Source organism: Pseudofrankia coriaricola (assembly GCF_032027725.1).
Classification (GTDB): Bacteria; Actinomycetota; Actinomycetes; order Frankiales; family Frankiaceae; genus Pseudofrankia.
In genome coordinates this window covers 36,426-62,807 of sequence record NZ_JASNFO010000073.1, presented here as the reverse complement: position 1 = coordinate 62,807, position 26,382 = coordinate 36,426, and the positions used below count along the sequence as shown (strand labels likewise).

23 protein-coding genes and 1 pseudogene are annotated in these 26,382 nt (G+C 71.5%); 15 read left to right on the top strand and 9 right to left on the bottom strand.

Features of this window, described 5'->3' with window-relative positions:
• Window positions 1–205: 205 nt before the first annotated feature.
• Both QOZ89_RS32695 and QOZ89_RS32690 read right to left on the bottom strand, forming a co-directional pair.
• The gene (locus QOZ89_RS32695; RefSeq protein ID WP_312627524.1) at window positions 206–736 is read right to left on the bottom strand and encodes a CorA family divalent cation transporter; all 531 of its coding nucleotides are present in this window, start codon (window positions 734–736) and stop codon (window positions 206–208) included.
• 71 nt (window positions 737–807) lie between these two features.
• The gene (locus tag QOZ89_RS32690; protein WP_312627523.1) at window positions 808–2,508 is read right to left on the bottom strand and encodes a sensor histidine kinase; all 1,701 of its coding nucleotides are present in this window, start codon (window positions 2,506–2,508) and stop codon (window positions 808–810) included.
• 193 nt (window positions 2,509–2,701) lie between these two features.
• Between QOZ89_RS32690 and QOZ89_RS32685 the strand changes: the two genes are divergently transcribed.
• From QOZ89_RS32685 to QOZ89_RS32670, 4 genes are all read left to right on the top strand, one after another.
• Window positions 2,702–3,142 (top strand): DUF3052 family protein, encoded by a 441-nt coding sequence (locus tag QOZ89_RS32685; RefSeq protein ID WP_312627521.1) that lies wholly within the window; start codon window positions 2,702–2,704, stop codon window positions 3,140–3,142.
• 183 nt (window positions 3,143–3,325) lie between these two features.
• Window positions 3,326–3,826 carry an SRPBCC family protein gene (locus tag QOZ89_RS32680; RefSeq protein WP_312627519.1) on the top strand — a complete coding sequence of 167 codons (501 nt, stop codon included), beginning with the start codon at window positions 3,326–3,328 and terminating at the stop codon, window positions 3,824–3,826.
• A 271-nt stretch (window positions 3,827–4,097) separates the two neighbouring features.
• The gene (locus QOZ89_RS32675; protein ID WP_312627517.1) at window positions 4,098–5,579 is read left to right on the top strand and encodes an amidohydrolase family protein; all 1,482 of its coding nucleotides are present in this window, start codon (window positions 4,098–4,100) and stop codon (window positions 5,577–5,579) included.
• A 267-nt stretch (window positions 5,580–5,846) separates the two neighbouring features.
• On the top strand, window positions 5,847–8,261 hold the full coding sequence (locus QOZ89_RS32670; RefSeq protein ID WP_312627515.1) for a hypothetical protein: 2,415 nt from the start codon (window positions 5,847–5,849) through the stop codon (window positions 8,259–8,261).
• 94 nt (window positions 8,262–8,355) lie between these two features.
• On the opposite strand, the gene QOZ89_RS32665 is transcribed toward QOZ89_RS32670, so the two are convergent.
• Both QOZ89_RS32665 and trxA read right to left on the bottom strand, forming a co-directional pair.
• Window positions 8,356–8,793, bottom strand: a complete 438-nt coding sequence (locus QOZ89_RS32665; RefSeq protein ID WP_071054020.1) for an NUDIX hydrolase — start codon at window positions 8,791–8,793, stop codon at window positions 8,356–8,358.
• A 162-nt stretch (window positions 8,794–8,955) separates the two neighbouring features.
• Window positions 8,956–9,339, bottom strand: coding sequence for a thioredoxin (trxA, locus tag QOZ89_RS32660; RefSeq protein ID WP_071054022.1), 384 nt, complete (start codon window positions 9,337–9,339; stop codon window positions 8,956–8,958).
• A 300-nt stretch (window positions 9,340–9,639) separates the two neighbouring features.
• Here trxA and QOZ89_RS32655 point away from each other — a divergent pair, with 300 nt between their 5' ends.
• From QOZ89_RS32655 to QOZ89_RS32645, 3 genes are all read left to right on the top strand, one after another.
• A complete protein-coding gene (locus tag QOZ89_RS32655; protein WP_312627513.1) occupies window positions 9,640–11,451 on the top strand; it encodes an MFS transporter in 1,812 nt (603 codons plus the stop codon).
• A 308-nt stretch (window positions 11,452–11,759) separates the two neighbouring features.
• Window positions 11,760–12,626 (top strand): helix-turn-helix domain-containing protein, encoded by an 867-nt coding sequence (locus QOZ89_RS32650; RefSeq protein WP_491677207.1) that lies wholly within the window; start codon window positions 11,760–11,762, stop codon window positions 12,624–12,626.
• Window positions 12,627–12,791: 165 nt separating this feature from the next.
• Window positions 12,792–13,592, top strand: a complete 801-nt coding sequence (locus tag QOZ89_RS32645) for a VOC family protein (protein WP_071054025.1) — start codon at window positions 12,792–12,794, stop codon at window positions 13,590–13,592.
• 114 nt (window positions 13,593–13,706) lie between these two features.
• Here the strand turns inward: QOZ89_RS32645 and QOZ89_RS32640 are convergent, their stop codons facing one another.
• The 3 genes from QOZ89_RS32640 to QOZ89_RS32630 all read right to left on the bottom strand — a co-directional run bounded on the left by QOZ89_RS32640 (window position 13,707) and on the right by QOZ89_RS32630 (window position 16,223).
• Window positions 13,707–14,495 carry a methyltransferase domain-containing protein gene (locus QOZ89_RS32640; RefSeq protein WP_312627511.1) on the bottom strand — a complete coding sequence of 263 codons (789 nt, stop codon included), beginning with the start codon at window positions 14,493–14,495 and terminating at the stop codon, window positions 13,707–13,709.
• Window positions 14,496–14,645: 150 nt separating this feature from the next.
• The gene (locus QOZ89_RS32635; RefSeq protein ID WP_071054028.1) at window positions 14,646–15,260 is read right to left on the bottom strand and encodes a GNAT family N-acetyltransferase; all 615 of its coding nucleotides are present in this window, start codon (window positions 15,258–15,260) and stop codon (window positions 14,646–14,648) included.
• A gap of 117 nt (window positions 15,261–15,377) precedes the next feature.
• Window positions 15,378–16,223, bottom strand: coding sequence for a class I SAM-dependent methyltransferase (locus QOZ89_RS32630; RefSeq protein ID WP_071054030.1), 846 nt, complete (start codon window positions 16,221–16,223; stop codon window positions 15,378–15,380).
• A gap of 235 nt (window positions 16,224–16,458) precedes the next feature.
• Between QOZ89_RS32630 and QOZ89_RS32625 the strand changes: the two genes are divergently transcribed.
• Complete coding sequence (locus QOZ89_RS32625) at window positions 16,459–17,244, top strand: winged helix-turn-helix transcriptional regulator (protein ID WP_083420043.1); 786 nt, start codon at window positions 16,459–16,461, stop codon at window positions 17,242–17,244.
• A 144-nt stretch (window positions 17,245–17,388) separates the two neighbouring features.
• Window positions 17,389–18,534: an SRPBCC family protein gene (locus QOZ89_RS32620; protein WP_071054032.1), complete on the top strand. Its 1,146-nt coding sequence runs from the start codon at window positions 17,389–17,391 to the stop codon at window positions 18,532–18,534.
• A 204-nt stretch (window positions 18,535–18,738) separates the two neighbouring features.
• On the opposite strand, the gene QOZ89_RS32615 is transcribed toward QOZ89_RS32620, so the two are convergent.
• The gene (locus QOZ89_RS32615; RefSeq protein ID WP_071054034.1) at window positions 18,739–19,290 is read right to left on the bottom strand and encodes a VOC family protein; all 552 of its coding nucleotides are present in this window, start codon (window positions 19,288–19,290) and stop codon (window positions 18,739–18,741) included.
• 27 nt (window positions 19,291–19,317) lie between these two features.
• Here QOZ89_RS32615 and QOZ89_RS32610 point away from each other — a divergent pair, with 27 nt between their 5' ends.
• The gene (locus tag QOZ89_RS32610) at window positions 19,318–20,430 is read left to right on the top strand and encodes a DUF6597 domain-containing transcriptional factor (protein WP_312627507.1); all 1,113 of its coding nucleotides are present in this window, start codon (window positions 19,318–19,320) and stop codon (window positions 20,428–20,430) included.
• A 310-nt stretch (window positions 20,431–20,740) separates the two neighbouring features.
• A complete protein-coding gene (locus QOZ89_RS32605) occupies window positions 20,741–22,237 on the top strand; it encodes a ferredoxin reductase family protein (RefSeq protein ID WP_312627575.1) in 1,497 nt (498 codons plus the stop codon).
• Window positions 22,238–22,489: 252 nt separating this feature from the next.
• On the opposite strand, the gene QOZ89_RS32600 is transcribed toward QOZ89_RS32605, so the two are convergent.
• On the bottom strand, window positions 22,490–22,711 hold the full coding sequence (locus QOZ89_RS32600) for a hypothetical protein (protein WP_312627582.1): 222 nt from the start codon (window positions 22,709–22,711) through the stop codon (window positions 22,490–22,492).
• 49 nt (window positions 22,712–22,760) lie between these two features.
• Here QOZ89_RS32600 and QOZ89_RS32595 point away from each other — a divergent pair.
• From QOZ89_RS32595 to QOZ89_RS32580, 4 genes and pseudogenes are all read left to right on the top strand, one after another.
• Window positions 22,761–22,988, top strand: a pseudogene (locus QOZ89_RS32595) (FMN-binding protein); the annotation flags it as partial.
• Complete coding sequence (locus QOZ89_RS32590; RefSeq protein ID WP_312627573.1) at window positions 22,988–23,914, top strand: FAD:protein FMN transferase; 927 nt, start codon at window positions 22,988–22,990, stop codon at window positions 23,912–23,914. The pseudogene QOZ89_RS32595 and the gene QOZ89_RS32590, both read left to right, overlap by 1 nt.
• Window positions 23,915–23,991: 77 nt before the next feature.
• Window positions 23,992–24,669: a response regulator transcription factor gene (locus QOZ89_RS32585; RefSeq protein WP_071054106.1), complete on the top strand. Its 678-nt coding sequence runs from the start codon at window positions 23,992–23,994 to the stop codon at window positions 24,667–24,669.
• Window positions 24,670–24,686: 17 nt separating this feature from the next.
• Window positions 24,687–26,333 (top strand): sensor histidine kinase, encoded by a 1,647-nt coding sequence (locus QOZ89_RS32580; protein ID WP_312627505.1) that lies wholly within the window; start codon window positions 24,687–24,689, stop codon window positions 26,331–26,333.
• Window positions 26,334–26,382 lie beyond the last annotated feature (49 nt).

Genomic DNA, 26,382 nt, shown 5'->3' with positions numbered 1-26,382 from the left:
CGGCTACCCGGCCGGGGGGGGGGGCGCGGGGGGGGGGGGGGGGGGGGGGGGGGGGGGCCCGCCCCCCCCCCCCCCCCCCCCCCCCCCGCCGCCGGGGGCCCCCCCCGGGGCGGGGGGCGGCCGGGCCCCCCCCCCCCCCCCCCGCCGCGGGCCCGCCGCCGGCCTTGGCGAACGCCTGGCGCGGCTGACCGGATCGCTGACCGGGTCACAGCGGAGGCGGGCCAGGGTCCTCGTCGCGCCGTCCACGGACGTTCGAGGTGTCCACTCGCCGGTCGTGCCGGTCGAGGGTGCCCCACCAGCCGCGGCGGCGGGCCCAGCGCAGCAGGGTGGCGGACATCGCCACGATCGCGACCAGGACGATGGCCAGCTGCGGATACCGGGTGTGGTCGTTGACGATGATGTTCATCCCGTAGACCGACGAGACGGCGGTGACCGGAAGCGTGATCGCGGCGATGACGGCGAGGCGCTCGGCCGCGATCGTCATCTTCGTCTCGATCCGGGTGCGGTAGAACTCGATCACGCCCTGCAGGTACTCGCGCTGGACGTCGGCCAGGTTCCGAACCTGCTCGAACTCGTCGATGGCCTCCGCGAGCAGCGGTCGCGCGACCGGCGGCAGCGCCCAGGACCTTCCGCGAGCCGGGCGTAGATCTCCCTGTTCAGCGCGCTGATCGTCCGGGCCGCCAGCAGGCCGTGCCGTGCTCCGGTCACCCGGACGGACGATAGGCCCCCGCGGCACCTTTTCCGGCCGCGCGAGTCAACGGACCGTGAATACTCGCCGCTCGCGTCCCGGACGCCTGACGGTGACCATCAGGCGTCTCCGCGCTGAGCGGCGTCCCGCTCGGCGTCTCGTTGCACGTGGCGCGCCTCCTGGGCCGCGCGTCGCGCATCCTGGCGTTCGTGCTGGCGTTCGTGCCTGGCTTCGTGGGCCGCCCGCCTGGCCTCCTTCCCGGACGAGCTGGGACCTGCGCCCACGTCCTGCCAGGGAAGGCGAGCGGTCGCGACGGTCGGGCCGCCGGGTGGGCTGGTCAGCGTGAACCTGCCGTCCATCGCGCCGACGCGCTCGGCGAGGCCCGCGAGCCCACCGCCGGGAGCGATCGTGGCGCCGCCGCGGCCGTCGTCGGTGACGGTGAGCTGGAGCCGGTCGCCGGCACGTATCAACCGTATGGACGCGGCCCGGGCGCCACTGTGCTTGCTGATGTTGGTGAGCAGCTCGGACGCGGTGAAGTAGACAAGGCCCTCGACGGCCGCCGACGGGCGGTGGGTCGGCAGGTCGACACTCACCGTCACCGGCACGGTGCACCGCCCGGCCACGTTCGTGAGCGCCGCGCCGAGACCGCGCTCGGTGAGGATCGCGGGGTGGATGCCGCGGGCAAGGTCGCGCAGCTCGCGCAGGGCGACCTTGACCTCGCCATGCGCCTGCTCGATCATCTGGGCCGCCACTTCGGGATCCTGGGCCATCCGTTCCTTGGTGAGGCCGAGATCCATGGCGAGGGCGACGAGCCGGGCCTGGGCGCCGTCATGCAGGTCTCGCTCGATTCGGCGGCGGTCGTCAGCGGCCGCGCCAACCATCGTCTCCCTGCGCGCCTCCAGCTCCCGGATCCGCCGCTCCGTCGCGCTGGACGGTGACAGCAAGGCCGAGATCATCGCCCGGTCGACCGCGGCGAAGCCGTACACGACGTACGGAACCACCGGCCAGAAGGCGACCAGCAGGGTGAGCGTCACGGTAAAACTGAGGATCCCCCAGGGCAGCCGGATGAGCAGATACAAGGCGCTGCGCCAGCCGACCGGGTCGGCCAGCCGAGTCCAGAGCCAGCCGAAGAACCCACTTTCGCGTACGGGCATCTTCGACGGCGACGCGATCTGGAGGCCGAGCAGCGCCCGCGCCCGTGCCCGGTCGACCCGCCCCCATGCCCGGCAGACCGCCAGGGCGATGGCCAGGAGCGGCAATCCGATGATCGTGATCGCCAACCCGCTGCCGACGCTGAGCAGCACCACCATGCAGACGAACCCGGCGATCCCGAGCGGCAGGTTCAGCAGCTCGAACGTGACCTGCTTCCACGCGCGTGCCCCGAGCCCCATGAGCGGAATCCGCTCGCCCGCCGGAGCGGGCGCGGGTGCCTCGGCGGTCCGAGCGGGCGCCGCGGCGGCCGGGTGGGCGGCAGCGGGCGCGTGCGGCGCGTCCGTGGGCCGCGCGTCCGTGAGGGCGGTGCCGCGCACCGGCGTCTTCGGCATGGCCACCGCCGCCGGACTCTCCGCGTCGAGCCGAGGAAGGCTGTCGTCAGCGCCAACGTCGGCACCCGAGTCGTCGAGGCCGTCACCCGAGTCGTCAAGGTCGTCATCGACATCGTCGGGGTCGTCATCGATGGGTTCGAGTTCGATGCTGGCCGCTTCGGGGGTTGCCTGGCCGCGAGGCTCGGAACCGGCGGGTATGACATCACTGTGCTCTGAGGCGCCCGGCTCCAGCCCACCAGGCGTCGGGGTCTCGTCTTGCGCACGATCGACTTCCACGCCTACCAGCCTGCCTTGCCGCCCCGGATCCGCACCATGGGCCCAGACCGCCCGCCACGGTCGGGACAACCCCACCCCGGGTGGGGGTGACCGGGCCAGTCCACCTCGCCAGGGCGCCAGAACCGGCCAACTCCGTCGCGTCACGTCGACGGCCGGCGGGAAGCCCGTACCAGGCCTGGATCAGACTGGCTGCGTGAGTGGTCCTCAGGCCGGTTACTCGGGTACGCCGCTTGTCCGCAAGGTCGGGGTGAAGGCTGGACACCGGGTCGTGCTGTGCGCCGCGCCGGATGGCTGGGCGATCCCGGACCTGCCAGCCGGGGTGACGACGTCAGACCTGGCCCAGCCGCCTCCGGCTGAGCCGCCCACGGCGGCCGGGCAGGCCGACCTCGTCGTCGCTTTCTGCCGGGCGCCCACAGACCTGACCGCCGCTGTCTCGGGGTTCGCTCGGGCGATCCACCCGGCGGGCGCGCTGTGGATCGCCTGGCCTCACCGCGCGGCCGGGCACCACAGCGACGTCACGGAGAACCTCATCCGCGAGGTCGCACTCCCGCGTGGCCTGGTGGACGTCAAGGTCGCGGCCCTCGACACCGACTGGTCCGGCCTGAAGCTCGTCTGGCGCAAGGAACTGCGCTGACCGGCCAGAGCGACGGACCAGGTGGATGGTCGCGCGAATGGGCCGGCGACGCGGGTCCGGCTTCGGCGGTCGGCTTCGGTGGACGGCATCGGTTTGCGGGTGTTAGGACCTTTTCGCGGTGCCGCGCGTTCTCGCGGGGCCGGGCCCTCATCGCGGGGCGCGGAGATGGGAAGGGTGCCGAACGTGACGGAGACCGACGTGGCCGAGACCGAGCAGGAACGTTTCGAGGTGGCGCGCCAGATCGAGGCGCCAGCCTCGAAGATCTTCGAGGTGCTGCGCGACCCGAAGGGCCATGTGGCCATCGACAGCTCCGGGATGCTGCAGTCCAGCAACGGTGCGCCGGTGGACGAGGTCGGGGACACGTTCGTCGTGCACATGGACCGCGAGTCGCTGAACGACATCCCGCTCGGCAAGTACGACGTCACGGTCATCATCACCGAGTACGAGCAGGACGCGCTCATCGAGTGGACGATCTCCGGTGTGATCCAGCCGCCGATCGGCCACCTCTACGGCTACCGGCTGGAGCCCAAGGAGACGGGCACCCTGGTGACCTCGTACTACGACTGGAGCAGGATCCACGAGGCCTATCGCGGCAAGGGGATCTTCCCGATCATCCCCGAGGCCGGCCTTCGAGCCACCCTCGGCATCCTCGCCCGCACCGTCGAGCAGGGGCAGCAGGGGTAGAGAGGCAACCCGTCCGGGAAAAGCGTCGGACCGCTCGGCCGGAGCCGGGCGTCCCCTGGACAGATGACCAGTGACGATGCCCAGATCCGTGCCGTCGGCGACTTCCGTGGCGTCGGCGCGGTGTTCCGTGGCCGGCCGTAACAACTGGCCGGGCGCTGTAACACCGGCTGGGTAGCGTCCCGTCCCGTCGGAGCGGGATGGGCGCGGTCCGCTGGTCGGTGGTCGGTGGTCGGGCCGGTCCTGCCGGGTCGCGAGAGCCCGAGGAGGCGGCATGAAGGCGGACAGCGTCGCGGGGGCGGCTGCGTTGACGGTCATCAACGCGTTGCTGGTGACCATGGCGGACGGGCAGGAGCCGTTCCGCGGGTGGTTCACCGTCGACGACGGCGGCACGATCACCGCGATCGGGCCGGGCGACCCGTCGGCCGGGGCGCCGTCGGACGGCCCGAGCGGCGACGCCGACGCGGCGGCCGGCTCCGCCGCCAACGAGGCGGCTGGCTCCGCCGGCGGCGGGACCGTGCTTGACGCGGGCGGCGCGATCGTCGCGCCCGGGTTCATCTCGGCGCACAGCCACCTGTTCATGTCGGGGCTGCGCGGCCTCGGCGTCGGCGAGACGCTGTACGGCTGGCTGGCGGAGAACATGGCCGTGCTGGCCGGCGCCGGCGTCGAGGACCTGTACTGGTTCACGCTGCACGGCTGCCTGGACTTCGCCGAGAACGGCATCACATCCGCGTTCAACTTCACCCAGAGCCGGGTGCTCTGGGAGTACGACCAGCACGCGAACAAGGCGCTGCCCGGCCGGATCCAGCCGGTCGACTTCGTCACCCGCCAGGTCGACGCGGGCGCCGACGCCGGGATCCGGGTGATGTCCGCGGTCCGTCTCGACGACGAGGCGTTCGACGAGGCGCAGGTGCTCGACACCTTCGCCCAGATCGCCGGCTACGCCGACGCCAAGGTCCCCGCCCCGCTCAACCTCGGCACGGCGGTGTTCGGCGCGGTGCAGTGGGCCAGCTCGCCGCGCACCGCCGCGCTGGAGGCCGAGCTGATGCGCCGCCACACCGTCATCAACCAGGCCCACTTCGTCGAGACGGCGGAGGCGATCGAGCAGCAGCGGGCCAAGTTCGCCTGGTACGACGAGGCCGGGGCGCTGGGGCCGCGTTTCCTGTTCGGTCATTTCGTCCACCCGACGGATGAAATGGTCGACAAGGCGGCGGCGACGGGCGCCGGGATGGTCTGGCAACCGACGTCGAACGGCCGGCTCGGCTCTGGAATCGCCGACATCCCCCGGCTGCGCGCCGCCGGGATCCGGATCGGTGTCGGTCTTGACGACCAGTCCTGCACCGACATCTCCGACCCGTTCCAGAACATGCGGATCGGTATCTACACCCTGCGTGCCCTGCATTCCGACGCCAAGGTGCTCATGCCGCGCGAGATGCTGCGGATGCACACCCTCGGCTCGGCCGAGGTGCTCGGCGTCGCCGACCGGGTCGGCAGCCTGGAGGTCGGCAAGCAGGCGGACTTTCTCGTCGTCGACCCGCGCCAGCCGGATACCGGCCCGATCTGGGACGTCTACGCGACCTATGTGTTCGCCTGCGGCCTGCGCAACCTCAAGCAGGTCTATGTCGGTGGACGGTCCGTCTACGACGCGTCGCAACCGCCGTCCGAGCTCGCGACGACGGCGAGCGCCGAGCTGCACGCCCGCGTCGGGCACGCCGCCCGCGAAGCCGGCGTCACCGTCGGCCCGCTGACCTACTGATCTACTGACGGTTTCCGCCTTCTCCGCGATCGGCGCCGGTATCCGCCGGTCGACTACTTTCCGTAGTCGTCTGTGGCTGGCGGGTCGCGTCCGCGGGTATTGAGGGAGTGGCGCCGGCATTACGGCCGGTGGTCATGTCCGTCGGTTGTCGGTGTCGCGCGATATCCCGGCCTTCGGGTGCCGTGTCGAACCGCCGTCCGCGGATGAGAGGGCGCTCTTAACAGAAGACATAGGTTAGTCGGTCTATAGGCGCGTTAATGTGCCGATATGGCCGCTTTGGTTGTGCCGGAGGCTGACGGGGGCGTCTCTGTGCCGTCGGATGATCGGGGCGAGGCCCGGCCCGCAACGGTATGGCTGTCCGAGGCGATCGTTGGCGGCCTGGTGCTGGTCGTGTCGCTGGTCGCCTGGGTCTCGCTGGCGCTGGCCGACCTTGGCGCGCACAGCCTGGCGGCGGTCGCGGCCACCACGGCCTGCCTGGCGGTGGCGGTGGCCGGTGCGGTCCTCGGCCTGCGGGCGCTGAGCGCCGCGCGCCGCCGCCCTCCCCGGGAGCCGGCCGCCGACGAGCCCGGGGAGGCCGAGGAACGCGGGGAGACTGTCGCCTCCGGTGAGGTTCCTGGCAGCAGCCGGCGGCGGGTGCGGATCCGTGTCGATCCCGCGGGGCTCGTGATGATCGCCGGGATCGCCGCGCTCGCGGGCTTTTTCTTCTTCCCTGGGTTCGCCTATGGCGCCGCGGACAAGGACCCCGGCGGTTACGTGGCGCACGGCATGGAAATCGCCCGGACAGGGGGATATTCCCTGCGCGATCCGGCGTCCGACCCATCCCGGGTGCCCGACGTGGAAATGGCCTCTCCCGGGGCGCGATTCCCGGGAGTGTGGATATCCCATGACGACGTGGTCGTGCCACAGTTCTACGCGCTGTGGCCAGCGCTGCTGGCGACGGCCGCGGACATCGGCGGCGAGCACGCCCTCACCCAGGTCGCGCCGCTGTGCGGCCTGCTCGCGGTGTGCACGCTGGCGCTCGTCGTGCGACGCGCGGTCACCGGTGCGCTCGGCGGCGCGGCGCCACCGGGCGCAGCCCGCGTCGGGAGCGCCGCCGGGGGCGCCGACCGCGCGGCAGCCGACCGTGCGGCAGCGACCACGGGAGCCGCCGCCGCGGAACAGATGACCAGCCGGTGCGGGCGAGCGGAACGAACATGGGCCTGGTTCCGGCTGGTCGGCCGGACGTCCAGCCGGTACGCGGGCGCGGCCGGGCTGTTCGCCGGCGCCGCCACCGGCGCGCTGCTCGCGACGAACATGCTGCAGGTCTGGCAGGCCAAGTACCCATCGTCGGAGATCAGCGCCCAGATGCTCTTCGTCGGGGCGCTGTTCGGGGTTGTGCTGGCCTTGGCGACCGGTTCCTGGCCTCCCGCGGTCATGGCCGGTGTTCTCGCCGGTATCGGCTTCCTCGACCGCGCCGACGGGATGCTGACGTTGCTGCTCGCGGCGGCGGCCGGGGCCGTGCTCGTCGCGGTCCGCCGGTTCGACCGGCGCGCGGTGGCCTTCGCCGCCGGGTTGGGCGCCGTACTGCCGCACGCGCTCTGGCAGGCCTACTCGCCGGACGCGAACCGTGACTACACCCTCATCAACGGCATTCCCGATCTGCCCGTCATCGCGGGCATCGTCGGGACGCTGTTCGCGGCCGGCCTGCTGGCGCGCCCGGTCGTCGGACGGATGATCACCAGCCGTGCCGCCCGCCAACGCCACACCGTCAGCCAGGCGGAGCGGAACCGACGGATCCAGCTGGTCACGGGCCTGGGCGTGCTGCTGGTCGTGGCGGGGTTGTTCGCGCTCGGTGTGCTGCGCGGACGGCTGTTCGGCGCGGACTACAAGGACTTCGAGGGCCTCGGCCGCCAGCGGACCTATGACGAGCAGTCTCTCGACCGGCTGGCTTGGTTCGTGTCCCGGCCGGCGTTCCTGCTGGCGTTCGCGGGCCTGGCCGTGGTCGCGCTGCGTCGCTGGAACGCCATGCTGTGGGCCGTCGTCCTGTCGACCCTGCCGCTGCTGGCCGTCTACGCCTGGCATACCCACAACTCGGTACGGCTGATGTGGTGGGCGCGCCGCTATGTGCCGGTGGCGCTCCCGGGGCTGCTCGCCCTGGCCGGGATCGCGCTCGGGGTGGCGCTGGCGGCGCTCACCGTCCGCCGGCTGCCGCCGCGGCTCGTGGTCGGCCTGCCCGCGGCCACGGCGCTCGGTGGCCTGCTCGCCTTCGCCCTGCCGCAGTCGCTTCCGCTGCGGCACCACCACGAGATGGGCGGCAGCTTCGCCGTGACCGCCGAGCTCGCCGCGCTGGCGGACGGCCGCGAGGGCGTCTACCTCTGGCCGCGCGAGCCCTGCTGCCTCACGGAGAGCGACCTCTTCCCGGCGGCGTTGTGGCTTGGCCGGGGCCAGCTGTCAGCGTTGCTGCCCGGTGACGAGTCGGACTGGCCCGACTATGTCGCGGACTTCTTCCGCGGCTTCCCGGATTCGCCCGTGTTCGTCATCGGCTCCGGTGCCGACAGACCGCGCATCCCGGGCGTCGGTCTCGTCGCCGCGCGGCGCATCGTCACCTCGTTGCCGTTCTGGGAGGAACGCGAGACCTCGCGCCCCGACCACGCCACCTCCATCCCGGTCGACTTCACCGTCTGGCGGGTACTGCGCCCCTGACGGGAGCGGCGTTTCTGCCCAGGACCTCGGACGTCAAGACGTCGGGCACCGGACCTCGGCCACCAACCAGGGCGGGGGCGCCCGGCCGCGATTCTCAGCGGCCGAGCAGGCCGAGCAGGCCCGGTGGCAGCAGTGGCACGGGCGGCGCCGGCTGGGAGAAATGGGAAAGGGGCCGCCAGCTCACCTCGTCATCGGCGTCCAGGACCTTGCCCAGGTCGTCGCGTTCATAGAACGAACGGTCGACGAGATCCGCGCCGAAGACGAAGGCGATCTCGTGGTGCGGCCGGCCCTCCCACCTGAAGATGTTCTCCAGCACGCCGAGCAGTTCGACGTTCGTGAGCTCGGCGTCCAGCTCCTCACGCAGCTCGCGGTGCACGGCCTCCGCGGCCGTCTCCCCGAACTCGACCCCACCGCCCAGCGGGCGAAAGATCCGGTCGCCGGTGGCGCGGTCCTTCCCCTCGTACACCAGCAGATCGTCCCCGCGCCGCACCGCGGCCAGTGCGATAGGCCGAATTCTCGGAGTTTTCGCCACGTCCCCGGACGCTAGCCGACGATCACACCGCCGAGGCGGGATTCGGGTCGGAGTAGCCGATAGCACGTTCCCGCCCGGCGGCCCGAGGGCCCGGGGGCCGGCCCGAGACCGGGCCGGCCCTCGGGCCATCCGCGACGCGGTCGATGCCGATGCCTCGTCGTCTCAGCCGGCGACCGTGTCGCCGGCCTGCTCGGCGGCGACCTCGGCACGGACCTTGTCCATGTCGACATCCTTCGCCTGCTTGATGAGGTCCTCGAGCGTCGCCGCCGGAAGGGCGCCGGGCTGGGAGTAGAGCACGACCTGGTCGCGCACGATCATCAGCGTGGGGATCGACGAGATGCCGAAATGGGCCGCGAGCTCCGGCTGCGCCTCGGTGTCGACCTTGCCGAACACCGCGTCCGGGTACTTCTCGGACGCCCGCTCGTACACCGGGCCGAACGTCCGGCAGGGCCCGCACCAGGACGCCCAGAAATCGACCAGAACGAGATCGGACTCACCGCCGACCACCTCGTCGAAGTTCTCCTTGGTCAATTCCACTGTCGCCATCGCCGGCCTTCCTCCGTCGGTTTGCCTCGCCCCACTCAAGCACGGGCGGCTCGCCGGCATTCCCAACCGGGGCCGCGCCGCCCCCCGGTGACACCAGTCTGCCGGCGGCCCCGCGTGGGCATGCCCGCGCGTGTGGCGGCGCCGCGGGGCCGAGGGGTTCCGCGGAACCCCGGCCGGGCGCGCGGCGGCGAGCCGCGTCCCGGCCACCTCGTGGTGCTCGCTTACGCCACGCGTAATCGACCGGAATCGGCGCGGCGATGACGGTAGGTGCCACTGACCGTTCGAGGTTCGGAGGCACCGTTGACAGCGACCAGGGATGAGCTCGCCCTGACGCCAGCCTCGCCGCCCATCGGGGTTCGGCCGGGGAACCCGCACGAGCGACAGCAGGGGGCGCGACCGCCGTCCGTCCCGGCCGCGCGACCGGGCCAGGCGGCAGGGCTGGCGGAACCGCGGCACGGCCGTGAGCCAGGGCTCGCCCGGCTGCTGGAGCTGCCTGTGCTGCTCGCCGGGATCTTTATGATCATTCTGGACTTCTTCATCGTGAACGTGGCGATTCCGTCGATGCAGGCGGACCTTGGCGCGAGCCAGACCGCCATCCAGTGGGCGGTCGCGGGCTTCGGGCTGGCGCTGGGCTGCGGCCAGATCATCGGTGGACGGCTCGGTGACTCCTATGGGCGCCGTCGGCTGTTCACGCTCGGGATGGCGCTGTTCACCGTCGCGTCGGCGGTCTGCGGACTCGCGGACAGCAGCGAGACGCTGATCGTCGGCCGGGTCGCCCAGGGCCTGGCGGCGGCGCTGATGAGCCCGCAGATCCTCTCGATCATCAGCGTGAGCCGGGTTGGCGCGCGGCGGGCGCGGGCGGTCGCCGCCTACGGGACGACCATGGGCATGGCGGCGGCGTGCGGCCAGCTCATCGGCGGCGCGCTGACGCAGGCGGACGTCGCGGGCCTGGGCTGGCGGGCCTGCTTCCTGATCAATGTTCCGATCGGTGTCGCCGTCGTCGTACTCGCTCCCAGGGCGGTCCGCGAGTCCCGCCTGGACGGGCCGGCCCGCGTCGCCGGACGGAAGGCCGTGGCCGGTGGTGACGGTGATGACGATGGCGGCGGTGATGGCGATGGCGGCCGTGATGGTGATGGCGGCCGTGATGGTGATGGACGCGGAGGCGCGGGCCTGGATCTCGTCGGAGCGACGCTGGCGACGGTGGCGCTGGTCGCGGCCGTGCTCCCGCTGGTGCAGGGGCGGGACGCCGGCTGGCCCCTGTGGACCTGGCTGTGCTTCGCCGGCGCCGCCGTACTGCTCGCCGCCTTCGGAGTTCATCAGCGGTGGATGGCGCGGCACGGGCGGATGCCACTCGTCGACCCGGCCCTGTTCCGCGAGCGCGCTTTCACGGTGGGCCTCCTCGCGGGCCTGGTGTTCTTCACCGGCATCGCGTCTCTCTTCCTCGTCCTCGCCCTCTACCTGCAAAACGGGCTGGGACTCGACGCGCTGCGCGCCGGCCTGGTGTTCACCCAGCTCGCCGTCGGCTACCTCGTGACGTCGTTCGCCGGCGGCCCGCTGGTCCGCCGGTTCGGCCGGGCGGCGCTCGCCGCTGGCGCGCTGGAGATGGCGGCCGGTCTGGGGCTGCTGGCGCTGGTCGCCCATCATGTCGGGACCGGAGGCCCGATCGGCCTGCTCACGCCTCCGTTGCTGATCATCGGCGCGGGGATGGGCATGGTGATGGCACCGCTGATCGGGGTCATCCTGGCCGGCGTCGCGCCACGGCACGCCGGTACCGCTTCCGGGATGCTCGCGACGGCGCAGCAGGTGGGCAACGCGCTCGGCGTCGCGATCGTCGGGGTCATCTTCTTTGGCGCACTCAGCCGCCCAGGCGGCCCCGCCGGAGCCGACAGCTCCGAGGCGTACCCGCACGCCCTGGTCCTGTCGATCGGCTACCTCGCCGCGGCTTCGGTCACGAGCGCCGCCCTGCTCATGCTCCTGCCAGCCGCCCGCCGAAGCGACGCCGAAACGGGCGCTCCCCGCCGGCCAATCCCGGACCAGGGTGCCGCCACCCCGCGTCCGTCCGCCCCGGACACCCCTTCCTCGGTGCCTGCTGGCTGGCGCGGGACCCCCTGAGGGGCGGGGGCGGCGCCCTCGGCCACCGCGGGGGGGGGGGGGGGGCGGGGCCCCCCCGGGGGGGGGGCGGGGGCCCCCCCCCCCCACGGCTGGTGCTGGTGCCGTCACCGGGCGACGGCACCAGCACCGATGGCGACGATCGGCTGTGGATCCATGACGTCGGACGTAGTGGCGCCGCGGCGGGCATGCCCGTACCGTCCGGATCCATGAACTCGTCGCATCGCGGCGTCCACGCGCGAACGGCGACCTCAGCTGGCGCCAGCTCGACCGGTACCGGCTCGGCCGCGACGATGCCGCCGGCGCGGACCGTGACGAGAAATGTCCGGGCCGGGGTCGGTGCCACCGCGGGCGGTTCCGCTGACGAACCGGTCGGGATGCTGGTGCGGCGGTGGCGGGAGATGCGCCGGCTCAGCCAGTTGGAGCTGGCGCTGGGGGCCGACATCTCCACTCGGCACCTCAGCTTCATCGAGACCGGGCGGTCACGGCCGAGCGCCGAGATGGTGCTGCGGCTGGCCGAGCACCTTGACGTCCCGCTGAGGCGGCGCAACGAGCTGCTGCTTGCCGCCGGCCACGCGCCCGCCTACCGCGAGACGCCGCTCGGCGCGGCGCCGCTCGCCCCGGTGCTGGCCGCCGCCCGGCAGCTGCTGCGCGGCCACGAGCCCTACCCCGCGCTGCTCGTCGACCGATGCTGGGACCTGGTCGAGTCGAACGCCAGCCTGGGTGTCTTCACCAGCAAGGCCCACCCGCGGCTGCTGGAGCCGCCGGTGAACGTGCTGCGCCTGAGCCTGCACCCGGACGGGCTGGCGCCGCACATCGCGAACCTGGGGGAGTGGCGGGCGCATATCCTTGGCCGGCTGCGCCGGCAGGTGCGCGCGAGCGCCGACCCGGAGCTTCTCGCGCTGCTCGACGAGCTCACGACGTACCCGTGCGACCAGGCGGAACCTCTCGTGGAGCTGCCCGGGCCCGGCGACGTCATCGTCCCGCTGCGGTTCCAGCACGAGGGAACGACGCTGACCTTCCTCAGCACGACATCGGTCTTCGGCACCCCCGTCGACGTCACCGTCGCCGAGCTTGCTCTGGAGTCGTTCTTCCCAGCCGACCCGTCGACCGCCGCCACGCTGCACGCGCTGCACCACGACTCCGACCCAGACGGTCGGGCTCCGACGCTGCGCTGAGGGCGCCGGCCAGCGGGGCGAGGCCGACGGGCGAACGCGGTCCGCGTGCGGTCGGCGTGCCGGGCCGGACCGCGGCGGAAGGATTTCCGCCGCACCGATGAGTTCGCGAGGGGTGGTGGGTCTACCTGAACGTCCGTTGATTTCACAAGCAAGAGGGAGCCCTCGATGCCTCCGCTCGACACCACCGTTGTTGGCGCCCCCGTCTGGGTTGACCTGATGACGACCGACCCGGCCGCTGCCCGGACGTTCTATGGCGAGCTGTTCGGCTGGACGGCGCAGGAGCCGAGCGAGGAGTTCGGCGGCTACTTCAACTTCCTGCGGGCGGACCAGCCCATCGCCGGCGGCATGCAGTCCCAGCCGGACCAGGGTGTGCCCGACGTCTGGTCGGTCTACCTGCGCACCGACGACGCCGAGAAGACCGTCGCCGCCGTGGCCGAGAAGGGCGGTCAGGTGATCGCCCCGGCGATGGTCGTCGGCGATCTCGGCGTGATGGCGGTCGTCGGCGACCCGACCGGCGCGATGATCGGCATCTGGCAGCCCGGGCAGCACACCGGCTTCGCCGTGACCGCCGAGCCCGGCGCACCCGCCCACTTCGAACTGTTCACCCGCGACCACCAGGCGGCCGTCGGCTTCTACCGCGACGTCTTCGGCTGGAACACCAAGACGGTGGGTGACACCGACGAGTTCCGCTACACGATCCTGGTGAACGCCGCCGGCGAGCCGCTCGCCGGAATCATGGACGCCTCCACCTTCTTGCCGGCCGGGGAGCCGGCGCACTGGTCGGTGTACTTCGCGACCGAGGACGTCGACGCGACCCTCGCGACGGCCGCCGAGCTCGGCGGCAAGACCGTCAACCCGCCCATGGACACCCCGTACGGCCGCCTCGCCACCGCCGTCGACGTCACCGGCGCGGTCTTCAAACTGGTCGGCCCGAACAACGACCCGAACGTCGCGCCGACGGGCTGACGGAATGGCGCTCCGGTCCGGGTCCGGGTCCGGGTTCTGGTCGAGGCCCGGTCCCGGTCCGGCAAAGGCCACCTGGCCCGGACCAGAACCATTCGGCGCCGGCCGGCGCCTCGATCAGTCGGCGCGGCCCTCGGGAACGCCAGCGGTGGCCTCGAAGATGAGCACCGGTGAGTGGGCCACGACGGGTCGCGGCCGGTCCTGGCCGGGGAGCTGACGTAGCTGTTTGATCGTCGGTTCGACCACGGAGGCCCAGATGTCGTCCGGCAGGTCCCACAGCCGGGACCAGAGCCGGGCCTCGATCTCCGCGGCGGCCTGCTCGGGCGTCGCGGCGCCCTCTTCCTGCGCGATCGGGAATCTCTCGACCAGGCGCAGCCCGTGTCGCTCGGCCGCCTCGATGACCGCCTCGGGCTGGGATCGGGCGGCCCGCAACCGGTAACTGTCCAACCTGGCGCTCATCGCGTCCATGAGGTGGTCGACGTCGGAGACCGTGTCGTGACTGCCCCCGCCTACGACCGCGAGGCGCCCGCCGGACCGCAGCACTCTGGCCACGTCGCCCAGTACGGCGGATGTGTCGGCGACCAGGTGCAGCACGTGGATGGCGGCGCAGGCGTCGACGCTGGCGTCCTGGAGCGGGATGGCGCTCGCGTCCGCGCGGATGACCCGTCCCGGAACCCGTTCCGTCGCGTAGGCGAGCATCTGCTCCGACAGGTCGATGCCGATGACCTCCCGGCCGAGGGAGGCGAAAGCGGCGGCGATCAGCCCTGTCCCGACGCCGATCTCCAGCAGTCTGCCGTCCGGCAGGTGCGGTCCGACCTGCGTGGCGACCGAGCGGCCTCGTGCCTCACCGCCGCGGGTCTCGTCGTAACGGTCAGCGATCCGGTCAAAATTGACGGACTCCGGCACAATCTCACCCTATGTCCGCCGGCCCGCGTTGATCTTTCGTTTCGCTGGTGCTCCGCAGGCCTTTCCGGCTCAGCGCCGACGCCGTCCGGTGGCCAGCCGTGGCGCGCGGCGAGGCCCAGCGATCCGGCCGCCGGCGCGGCCGGTCGCGGCTCAGTCCGTCGCGGCCTCGGGTGAGGGTGGGCCGGACGGATCCCATTCGAGTGGTTCCGCCGGGGCGGGGGGCGGGTCGCCGGCCGGGGAGAGGGCGTACCAGCCGACGTCGTGCCAGCGGCCGAACTTGTGGCCGGTGTTCGGGTGGACGCCGACGAGCTCGAAGCCGACCGCGCTGTGCAGGCCGACGCTGGCCGGGTTCGGATGGGTGACCCCGGCGAACAGCGTCACATAGCCGAGCGCGCGGACCTGGGGAATGAGCTGGGCGTATAGCCGGCGGCCCAGCCCGCGGCCGCGCTGCCCTGCCTTCAGATAGACGGAGACGTCGGCCGACCAGCGGTAGGCCGCGCGCGCCGCGTGCTTGCAGGCGTAGGCGTATCCGGCAGGCTCGCCGTCGACCTCGGCGATCAGCCACGGCATCCGCGGACGTGCGTCCATCCGTCCCAGCATCTCGTCCACGCTGGGAACGACCTCCTCGAACGAGATCGCCGTCTCCAGGATCCAGGGTGCGTAGATCTCCCGAATGATGGCGGCGTCGGCCCGACCCACCGCCGGCCTGATCACGATCTGGGATTCCGTGGCCGGCGGCGCGTCGGCCCGCTGTATGAGTTCCATGCCGCCATTTTTCTCGGCGGCGAACGTGGTCGGCGACCCATGGTGGCAATGTCATGTTGACGTAACGTGTCCGAGACCTGACGCCGAGCGCAGATTGCTGCCACCGCGGGGAGACGCCTACCGCAGGGAGATGATCGTCTCGAGGTAGGTGGACGGGAGCGCCACGCTGCCGCCGTCCTGGTGACGATCCCAACGGCGCGCCAGGTCGGCCAGGTCGGTTCCGAGGTCCCCACGGCCGTCGTCGTCGAGCGCCTCGAACGCCTTGAGGGTCGGTCCGTACCAGCGGCGGAAGAAGCCGACGAACTCCTCGGGCGAGGCGAACCGGAACACGCAGGTCCGTTCCACGGACCGGATCTCGGCCGCGGCGTCGCCGAACAGCTCGGCCAGGTGCGTATCGGTGCCCCACAGCATCGGGGACGGGACCCCCTTCGGCCCGGGGACGTGCTTCGTGATCGTCCGGAACATCTCGCCGATGAAGCCGGACGGCGTCCAGGACACCAGGCCGATCACGCCGCCCGGCCGGGCGGCGCGGACCAGCTCGGCGGCGGCCCTGCGGTGGTCCGGCGCGAACATCGACCCGAAGACCGACAGCACCGCGTCGAACGAGCCGTCGGGGACGGGCAGGTCCTCCGCGTCGCCGACGCGGAACTCGACGTCGAGCCCCTCGACGGCGGCGCGCTCCCGGGCGGTCTCCAACAGGCCGGGAACGTAGTCGACGCCGACGGCCTGGGTACCCGACCGGGCGGCCGCGATCGCCGCGTTGCCGGATCCGCAGGCCACGTCCAGTACCCGCCAGCCGGCGCGTAGATCGGCCGCCTCCGCCAGCAGCTCACTCTGCAGCACGATGCGTGCGCCCACGACGGCGAAATCGCCGCTGGACCACGTCTTCTGCTGCTTCGCCTTGACCGCGGCCAGGTCCGGCCCGGTCGCGGTCGCGGTGGGGGTGGCGGGGGTGAGCGTCATTGCTCTTCTCCTTCGAGGTTGCCCGGGTCGGTCGTTGTCCCGGGGCGGACTGTCGCGGGCGCCGCCGCCTTCGGTGGGCCGGTCGACGCCTGCTCGTTGTCCCTGGAAGGAGGTTCGGTCGGGCGCCGGGCCGGCGACCAGTCGCGTTCCTGTACTGGTGGGTGTCCGCTGGTTGTCAGCTTCGGTACAGGATCTGGACTACCCCGTAGCTGTGTGGCCATGGTCTCATGATCGAATGGCAATCCATTCGGACTACTGTCCGATCGCGCTGTGTGTCGAGGTACTCGGCGACCGCTGGACGCCGCTGATCATTCGTGAGCTCATGATCGGAGCGAGCGGCTTCAACGAGATTCACCGCGGTGTGTCCAGGATGAGCCGGACGCTGCTCGCGCAACGGCTCCGGCAGCTGGAGCGTCAGGGTCTCGTCATCCGGGAGTCGGCTGAGCGGGGACGTCCCGGTCGCTATGACCTGACGGCAGCGGGTTGGTCGATTACGCCCATCATCTGGGCGATGGGCCAGTGGGCCGCCGAATGGATCTTCAATGACCCGGAGGATGAGGACTGCGACGGACTGTCGCTGATCTGGCGCATGCACCAGCATGCGGTCATCGACCGGCTGCCTCGGCGACGGACGTTCGCCCACATCGTCCTCACCGGTCCCGGCGCGGCCGAGGGCTGGCTGGAGATGGAACGTCCCGTGATCACCGTCTGCAAGGACGGCCCGGGGCAGGACGCCGAGCTTTCGATCACCGCCAGCACCCGTGAGATGCACCGGTGGCTTCTCGGCCGTGCCTCGTTCCGTTCGTTGCTGGACGCCGGCCAAGCCGAGGTGCACGGTCCGGTGGAGCTGGCGCGCGACTTCCCGACCTGGTTCGACAACGGGTTCTTCGCCGCGGGCCTGCGGCGCGCGGAGCAGCGCAGCGCCGGTATGCCCGTCCCCACCTTCACCGACGTCTTCGCGGCGCACGCCGCGGCCCTCGCCGCCATTCCTGGCGCTCGCGACGAGGCGATGGCGGTGTAACCCGACGCACCCCGCACCACCCGGCCAACGAAGTGTCCACGAGCCGCTACCCGGGAGTGCCGTGCCACGGGGCCCTCCGCCGGTCTTCGACGCCGTCTGATAAACGATGTCTGCGGAGGGCGGGATGGCGCGGATGGGAGACGAGTGGCACAGCAGTGGCTGTCTCTGGTCGCGATCGTGGCCACCGTGCCCTTGGTGGTGCTGGTCAGCAATGTGATCCATGAGATCGGGCACGCCCTGGCGGCGCTCTCCGTCGGTTACCGAGTCCGCGGCTTCGTCCTTGGCGGGACCGGCGCCGACTTCACGAGGTCCGGCAGGTTCCTGCAGTTCGGCCGCAAGTTCGGCAAGGCCACCGCGCTCGTCTCTCCCAGGCACGGCTGGGTATCGGGGTGGCGCGGGATCGTCGCCTATGGCGGTGGCATCGCGATGAACTTCGTGGCCATCGCGCTGGCGCTGCCCGACGGGCTGGGCTTCGCCCGTTGCGGCCTCACCGCGCAGTCGTGCGCGGCCAGGATCGGGAACGGGCCGCTGCCGGCGAGCGGAATGCTCGCCGAGCGGGACCTGGTCGCGTATGTCGGCGCCATCTCGATCTTGTTCTGTGGCATCAACATCTTCCAGGCGACGACGAACCTCTGGCCGCGTGTCCTCGCCTCGGGCACGGTCACCGACGCGAAACACATTCTGAACCTGGTCCATGCGCGGCACCTGGTGGAATGGATCCAGGTCGCCGAGTCGTCCGTCGTCGTCGACCGGCCGCGGGCGCAGGTGTGGGAGTTCCTCGACAACCCCGAGAACATGCCCCGCTACGACCCCGCCGTCATACGGGCCTACCGGAAACCGGGCACGCCGGCCGGCATCGGGCGGATCATCGTCACCGAGCGCCGCCCCGATGTTCCCGGCGCGGAGGGTCCCGCCCAGGAGACGGAGATCATCGCGTTCGAGCCGCCGCGCCGGGTGATCGTGCGCAGTGGCGGCCACCATTCCCTGCGCGCCGAGACGCTGCTGCGGGCCTTCGGCCCGGGCGCGACCCGGCTCACCCGGACCGTCTGGCTCGGGGCCAAACCGACACTTACGCCGGAGCAGCGCAAACGCATGATCGACGCGCTGAGCGGAATCGCCGCCGAGCTGAACCGGGACAACGAGGCGATCAGGCGCCTGCTCGAACCCGAACATCGCGATGGCCGGGTGGGCGAACAGACCCGGATGACGCAGGCGATCCGTGTCAGGCGCAACACGCGCGCCCTCGCCCGCAGACAGCCTGAAACGCCGGCCCTGAAACGCCGGCCCTGAAACGCCGGCCCTGAAGCGCCGGCCCTGAAGCGCCGTTCGCGTTTCCGGGCCAGGCGTCTTGGGATCAGGTCCCGGCGGTGGGGCCTCGGGCGTCAGGCTCAAGGGCGCGCGACAGTGGCGGAGCCGCGCGTGCCCGGAGGCTCGCCGATCTGGGCATCAGGCCCTTCCGCCTTATCGGGGGCTGTGCCCCGCGGCCAGGTGTTCTCAGTTCTCCGGGCCGGTCCCGTCGGCGTCAGCGGATTCGGCGAGCCAGGCGTCGACGCGGCGCTGGGCCTCGGCCGGGTCGACGTCCTCGACCCGGGTCATGACGGCCCAGCGGTGGCCCCACGGGTCGAGGAACGCGGCGAAGCGGTCGCCGGTGACGAAGGTCGACGGCTCGCCATACCCCTTCGCGCCGAGCTGGACGGCCCGCGCATAGGCCGCGTCGACGTCCGGCAGGTAGGCGACGGTGGAGCGGCTGACGTCGTCGCCGCCGGACGCCGCGACCAGGTGGTGGTCGGGGGCGGGGTCGGAGAGCTGCATCCGGCCGTTGGCGACCTCGAGCTCGCAGTGAGCGACCTTGCCGTCGGGGGTGTCGTTGCGGCCGACGACCCGGGCGCCGAGCACCGCCTCGTAGAACGCGATCGCCTGCTCGGCGCCGTTGACGACGAAGAACGGCGTCAGCGTTGTGTATCCGGCGGGCACCGGGCTTACGGCCGGCGTCGGCCCGGTGGTGGTGGCAGTGGTGTCGCCGCGGTGGCTGGTGTCTGTGGTCATGGCCGCGATCGTGCCTACGCTGGCGGGGTGCGGCCTTGGACGAACGCGACACCGCCAGCGGCATCGGAAGATCCGGGAGCGCGGCCACCCGGGACGCCGTCGTCGTGGCCGGGTGCGGGCGCGGCGCCCCGGTCACTGCCGCCCGAGCTGCCGCGGCCGCCGACGGCGTCGCTCGCCGGCGTGCTGCGTCCCGGTGAGGGGCTGCGGCACTTCACGTTGGGCCGTCCGGCGGCGCATCCGGATCTCGGGCTCTGGGTCGAGCGGTACTGGACAGTTCGCTGGGACCTGCCGCCCGGTACGTCGTATCTCTCGTCGGTGCTGAGCCACCCGGCGGTGCACCTGTCGGTGGAGTCCGGCGCCGGCCCACGGCACGGGTACGCGATGCCAGGGACACTCGTACACGGCGTGGTGACCAGGCGCTTCGACATCCTTCTCCACGGTGAGGGCCGGGTTTTCGGGGTGAAGTTCCGCCCGGGTGGCTTCGCCGCGTTCCTGGGTGCCGACGTCGCCGCCTACACCGACCGCGCCGTTCCGCTGGCGGACGCACTCACCACCCGGGCCGGACCCGCCGACGCGGCCGACGCGGCCGACGCCGACGACGGGGTCGCCGACGCCGACGCCGCGCGGGAGCGCCCGGGTGAGAACGCGGGTGACTTCGCCGGCCGGCCGGCGGCGCTGGCCAAGGACGCCCATGACCTGCAGGCGGCGATCCTCGCCGCGACGGAGGACGAGGAACGAGTCGCCCTGATGGACGAGTTCCTCCTGGCCAGGAGGCCCGCCCCCGACCCGCGATATGAGCAGGTGCTGGCGATCGCCGCCGACATGCTGGCCGACCGCGCGCTCACCGCCGTCCAGGCCGTCGCCGAGCGGCACGACATCGAGCTCCGCACGCTGCAGCGCCTCTTCCGCCACTACGTCGGCGTCGGCCCGAAGTGGGTGCTGCGCCGCTTCCGCCTGCACGACGCCCAGGCCGCCCTCGACGCCGCGGCGGCGGCCGGTGACCCGGCCGGCATCAATCTCGCGGAGCTTGCCGCCAGCCTCGGCTGGTTCGACCAGGCCCACTTCAACCGCGACTTCCGGGAGGCCGTCGGCGTTCCACCCGGCGTCTACGCCGCGTCCGCCGTCACCGCGGGCCGCTGAACCGCCCGGGTGCATTGGAGCGCCGTACGGCAGGGTTACAGTCGCGACGTTCCACGGCTCGTGCCTGGCCGGGCAGACTTGCGGCCAGTCGTCCACTCGGACGTGCACGGCTGACAAGAATCTTAATGGCTGAAAATTGCCTAAAAGGCCTCGGCGCGGGCTTTGAATCCCGGGGCGCTCCCAGGAATCTCCCAGGGAATTCCCAGGTTGGGTGGACACGCTTGGCGCCATGAACTCCACGCGGGCCCCAGACGACGGGACTACGGCGACCGAACTCGGTCCCCCCGACTCGACCGGCGCGAGGCGGACGATGTCCGGTCAGCGGCACGAGTCCGTGCCGACGGTGGAGACGTCGCCCGGCCGGGAGTACCGGTTCGGCTCCGGCGGTGCCGCGGGCCGCCACCGGACGGCGGCCGAGGCCGCGAACCGGGGCAGTGATCGGGCAGTCGTCCGGTCGTCGCGCTGGGGTGCGCGGCGGTCGGCGGGGTGGCGGGGGCGGCTCGCGGTGAGGGCTGGGCTGGTGGCCTGGGGCGTCCTGGTCGTGGCGCTGTGGTGGTTGGGCACCTCAGGGACCGGTGTGCGCGGGGGCGCGGCCGTGATGACGGCGTTCGGCCGGGTCTGCGGGCTGCTCGCGGCCTATCTGATGTTGATCGAGCTGCTGCTGATGGCGCGGGTTCCGGCATTTGAACGGGCTGTCGGCCTGGACCGGCTGGCGGCCTGGCACCGGGGGCTGGGTACCAACGTCGTGTTGCTGATGGTTCTGCATGTCCTGCTGACCGTCTGGGGCTACGCGCTTGCTGACCATAACCAGCCGGTGTCCGAGTTGTTCACGGTGATCACGACCTATCCGGAGATGTGGAAGGCGACGATCGGTGTGTTGCTGTTCGTCGCGGTCGGGGTGGCCAGCGCCCGTGCGCTGCGCCCGCGGATCTCCTACGAGGCCTGGTACCTCCTGCACCTGACGAGCTATGTAGCTGTACTTCTGGTCTTCGGGCACCAGACGGCGACCGGTGCCGAGTTCGTTGGCCATCCGGTCAACCAGCGCATCTGGCAGGCGATGTACGTGGCCGTCGCCGCCTGCCTCGTCATCTGGCGGCTGGTCCTGCCACTCGCCGCGATTGTCCGGCATCGGCTGCGGGTGGAGCGCGTCGTCGAAGAAGCACCCGGGGTCGTTTCGGTGTGGCTCCACGGCCGGCAGTTGGACCGGCTCGGTGCGCGATCCGGGCAGTTCTTGCTGTGGCGGTTCCTCGCGCCTGGGCATTGGATCAGCGCTCATCCCTATTCGCTGTCCGCCCCGCCCCAGCCGAACCAGCTACGTATCACGATCAAGGCCGCCGGTGACCACTCGAGCACGATCGCCCGCCTTCGACCCGGCACGTTTGTCGTCGCCGAGGGCCCGTTCGGGCGGTTCACCGCCCAGCAGGCCACCTGCGGCAAATCGTTGCTCGTCGCGGGCGGCAGTGGGATCGGGCCGGTCCGGGCGCTCGCGGAGGATCTCGCAGGTCGCGGCGACGATGTCATCGTCGTCCATCGGGTGCGTAGAACGCACGATCTCGCACTGGGGCGGGAGCTGCGGCGTATCTCGAGCAACCAGCGGCTGCTGGTGCACGGCGTCGTCGGGTCGCGGCGTGAGCTTGGGTATGACCCGATGTCGGCCGACCTGCTTGCCGAGTCGGTGCCGGACGTGATCGAGCGCGACGTCTTCATCTGCGGGCCCGCCGGGCTGACCCACGGGCTTGTCCGCTCACTGCGCGCTCTCGGCCTCGCCGACGACCAGATCCACACCGAGGACTTCTCGCTGCGCTGACCGCTCCGCTGACGTGCGGGACCGGAACCGAAGACCGAAGAAGAAAGGAGGTGGCGGTGCCTTCACCCGGTCCCTGGGCCGGAAGCAGGCGCCGCGACTTGACATGAACCTCAACGCCGGGAAGCCCTATCGGGCGCGGCTTGGCTTCGCCGGACTACTGGGAACCGTCGTTCTCGTCGTCGGCGGCAAGGCCATGGCCACCCAGGGAGACCAACCCGCCGCGCTCGCCATGCCGAGCACGTCCGGGACGGGTCAGTCCTCCACGGGGTCCTCCAGCAGTAGCGGAGACGAGGCGTCGTCTGGCGACGAGGCCTCAGGGAACGACGGCACGGTGACGGCCACCCCGACCCCATCCGCCAGCGCCGGCTCAACCGGTTCCAGCAGCGCTGGATCCACCGGCGGTTCCGGCTCGACCGCCTCGGGCACGTCAGGCTCGGGCTCCTCCAGCGGTACGTCGGGCACTACATCGGGCACGAGGACTGTCACCGGCGACCCGACGGACACGAGGTATGGGGCAGTACAAGTACAACTCGTCATCAGCGGTAACAAGATCACCGATGTGATCACTCTCCAGGTACCGGACCGGGAGCGACGCGACATCGAGATCAACAGCCAGGCTGTGCCGATCCTGCGGCAGGAGGTCCTCACGGCCCAGAGCGCCAAGATCGATGTCGTTTCCGGCGCCTCTTACACCAGCAGTGGGTATGCGTGGTCCGTGCAGTCCGCGATCGACAAGGCGGGGCTGACGTGATGGCGGACGGGCGGCCGGGCCATGTGCATGTGGAGCCGGTGATGGGGACGGTCGTGAGCATCGCCGTCCGGTCGCCGTCGAGAACGGCCGGTCTCCACGGCCCGCCATCGGATGGGGCGGGTCCCGCGGCGCTGGGTGTGGACGCGGCGATCGCGGTGGCGGTGGCGGCACTGCGGCAAACGGATGAGGATTTCAGTACCTTCAGGGCGGGGTCGTGGGTCTCCCGGCTGCGGCGCGGCGAGATCGGTCTGGAGGACTGCCCTGGGCATGTTCGGGAGGTCTACCGGCTTGCCGAGGCCTGCCGGGACCGCAGCGGCGGCTGGTTCGATCCGGCGTGGCGTGGTGACGGCACTTTGGATCCGACTGGTCTGGTGAAGGGCTGGGCGGCGGACGTCGCTTCGGCGGCGCTGTCCCTGGCTGGAGTTGCCGACTATTGTGTGAACGCGGCCGGGGATCTGCGTCTGCGTGGCGCACCGGCGCCGTGGCGGGTGGGGATCGCGGACCCGTTTCACCGGGATCGGATCGTCGCTGTCGTCGAGGGCACGAATCTGGCTGTGGCCACTTCTGGCATCGCCGAGCAGGGTGGCCATGTCGTCGATCCGTGGACGAGAGAGCCCGCGTCGGGTCTCGCCTCCGTCACGGTTGTTGGGCCGGATCTGGCGTTGGCCGATGCCTACGCGACCGCGGGTCTTGCCGCGGGCCGGAACGCACCGGAACTTTTGAACGACCTCGCCCGTGACGGCTGGGAGTGGCTCACTGTCGACTCGACCGGTGGGGTGGCCTACTCGGCTGGTTTCCGCGGTCAGCCTGGCCAGTCCGGCCTGGCGGTCGCGGCGTGCTTCAGCTACGTGGGACAGGTCGCCGCCGCCGCCACACTTCCATCGGTCATCGGGCCGGACCTGCCAAGGGCGAGACTGGGTTTGTGACGGCATCGGTGAGTCCATCGGCGGGGGACTCGGCCCGCACCTCGACAGGTGGCGCGGGCGGCCCGCGGGTCAGGGTCCTGGTCGTCGACGACGAGGAGGCGATCACCGATCTTGTCGCCATGGCGCTGCGGTATGAGGGCTTCGAGATAGCCGCCGTGCACTCGGGCCAGGCCGCGCTGACCCGGGTCGCGCTGGACCCGCCGGATCTGCTCGTGCTCGACGTCATGCTCCCGGACATCGACGGGTTCGCCGTCTGCGAGCGGTTGCGCCACGCGGGGCATGGCGTTCCGACTCTGTTCCTCACGGCCCGCGACACCACCGAGGACAAGGTGCGCGGGCTGACCCTCGGCGGCGATGACTACGTGACCAAGCCGTTCGCGGTCTCCGAACTGGTGGCCCGAGTCCGCGCGGTCCTGCGGCGCGCCGGTACCGCCGCGCCCGGCGATGACGGGCCCGCGCCGCTGCGCTTCGCCGACCTGGAACTCGACCCACGGACCAGGGATGTCCGCCGCGCCGGGCGTCTTGTCGAGCTGACCGTGACGGAGTACCGCCTTTTGCACTACCTGCTCACCAATGCCCGCGCCGTCCTGACCCGGGCCCAGATCCTCGACCACGTCTGGGGCCATGACTTCAGCGGGGAAGCCAGCGTCCTGGAGACCTACATCAGCTACCTGCGGCGAAAGATCGACGATGTTCAGCCGCCGCTGATTCACACGGTGCGCGGGGTCGGCTACGTGCTGCGCCTACCGCGCTGATCTCGGCGGGAGCTGGTATGTCGTTGCGTGCCAGGTTGTTGCTCGCCCTGGTGGGACTGCTCGCGGTCGGCCTGACGCTCGGCGCGGTCGGAACCCATTTCGCCTTGCAGTCCTACCTGATGAGACGCCTGGACCAGCAGGTGCGTGACGCCCACCCGGTGATGGAGCAGACCCTGCTGCGCGGCACTGGCTATGGCGACAACGACAGCGATAACAGCGGTCAAGGTAGGTGGGGTAGCGCCGACGGTGACGATCGGGACCCGCGATTTGGCAGCGCGTTCCTGGTTGGAACCTACGGAGCGCTGTACGACGGCGGCGGCCATCGGCTGCTGGAGTCCAGCCCGGGCCCGAGTGGTGCCCGGACGCCGACCGAGCGCCCGGTCATCGAGGCCTGGCTGCTCGCCGCGGCCGAGGTTCGCCCGAACCTGGCGACCGCCCCGCTGTGGACCGTGCCCGCCGAGGGGCACGACGACCGGTTCCGGATGCTCGCTGAGCGTTTCGACAACGGGGACGTGCTCGTCGTTGCCGTCCCCTACGCGGAGATGGACGCCACCCTCGAACGCGTGGCCAAGATCGAGATTATCGCGAGTTCGGTGGTGATGGCTGCACTGGTAGCGCTGGCCTACCTCCTCATCCGGGTCGGGCTGCGCCCGCTGACCCGGATCGAGCTTACGGCCGACGAGATCGCCGGGGGCGACCTGGCGAAACGGGTCGCGGACACAAGCCGGCGTACGGAGGTCGGACGGCTCGGTCTGGCGTTCAACGCCATGCTCACCCAGATAGAGGCGGCCTTCCGCGCCAGGGAGGCATCCGAACAGCGATTGCGTCGCTTCGTCGCGGACGCCAGCCACGAACTGCGAACCCCGCTCACCTCGATTCGCGGCTATGCCGAGATGTTCCACCGGGGCGCCGCCGAACGGCCCGAGGACCTGGCCATGGTCATGCGCCGCATCGAGGAGGAGTCCACCAGGATGACCGGTCTGGTGGATGATCTGCTGCTGCTTGCCCGGCTGGACCAGGGGCCGACGACCGAACGCGAGCCGGTCGATGTCGCCGCCATGGTCCGCGACATCGTGACCGATGCCCGCGTCGTCGCACCGAACAGGCTCATCGAGACCGGCACACCTCCGTTCCTGGAGATCACCGGCGATGAGGGCCGGCTACGGCAGGCGATCGGGAACCTCGTCCGCAATGCGCTCGTCCATACCCCGCCGGACACTCCGATCGCCGTGACCGTCGCCACCACCGTCACAAGTGCCGCGACGACCGCCGTCACCGACGCCGCTCCGAACCTGGCCAAAGCCGTCAAGGCGGCCGAGATCGGCGCGGACCTGAATCCAGAGTCGATCGCCACGCCTGGCTCCTCGACGAGCGTGAATTCCTCGGGCAAGCGAGCCATGGGGCCAGGGAAGCACCTGGCTTCGGAGGCAGCCGACGTAGTGATTTCGGTTATCGATCATGGTGCGGGCATCCCCGAAGACGCCGTCGCCCACATTTTCGAACGCTTCTACCGTGCCGACCCGGGCCGCTCCCGCGACGCCGGCGGCACCGGGCTGGGCCTGTCCATCGTCGCGGCTGTCGCCGCCGCCCATGGCGGCCATGTCGACTACCAGCCCACACTCGGCGGCGGTGCGACCTTCCGTCTCATCGTGCCCTGCCGCTGACCTCGGTCATCGGCCGCATGGCCCGGCGACAGTTACCGTGGCGGTGCTC

What these genes read in the sequence shown, in the direction of transcription:
- QOZ89_RS32590 (WP_312627573.1), top strand. Translation starts at nt 22,988, where the DNA reads ATGGCGGACGGGCGGCCGGGCCATGTGCATGTGGAGCCGGTGATGGGG.
- QOZ89_RS32670 (WP_312627515.1), top strand. Translation starts at nt 5,847, where the DNA reads ATGGCCGCTTTGGTTGTGCCGGAGGCTGACGGGGGCGTCTCTGTGCCG.
- QOZ89_RS32675 (WP_312627517.1), top strand. Translation starts at nt 4,098, where the DNA reads ATGAAGGCGGACAGCGTCGCGGGGGCGGCTGCGTTGACGGTCATCAAC.
- QOZ89_RS32605 (WP_312627575.1), top strand. Translation starts at nt 20,741, where the DNA reads ATGTCCGGTCAGCGGCACGAGTCCGTGCCGACGGTGGAGACGTCGCCC.
- QOZ89_RS32615 (WP_071054034.1), bottom strand. Translation starts at nt 19,290, where the DNA reads ATGACCACAGACACCAGCCACCGCGGCGACACCACTGCCACCACCACC.
- trxA (WP_071054022.1), bottom strand. Translation starts at nt 9,339, where the DNA reads ATGGCGACAGTGGAATTGACCAAGGAGAACTTCGACGAGGTGGTCGGC.
- QOZ89_RS32635 (WP_071054028.1), bottom strand. Translation starts at nt 15,260, where the DNA reads ATGGAACTCATACAGCGGGCCGACGCGCCGCCGGCCACGGAATCCCAG.
- QOZ89_RS32580 (WP_312627505.1), top strand. Translation starts at nt 24,687, where the DNA reads ATGTCGTTGCGTGCCAGGTTGTTGCTCGCCCTGGTGGGACTGCTCGCG.
- QOZ89_RS32625 (WP_083420043.1), top strand. Translation starts at nt 16,459, where the DNA reads ATGGCAATCCATTCGGACTACTGTCCGATCGCGCTGTGTGTCGAGGTA.
- QOZ89_RS32630 (WP_071054030.1), bottom strand. Translation starts at nt 16,223, where the DNA reads ATGACGCTCACCCCCGCCACCCCCACCGCGACCGCGACCGGGCCGGAC.
- QOZ89_RS32645 (WP_071054025.1), top strand. Translation starts at nt 12,792, where the DNA reads ATGCCTCCGCTCGACACCACCGTTGTTGGCGCCCCCGTCTGGGTTGAC.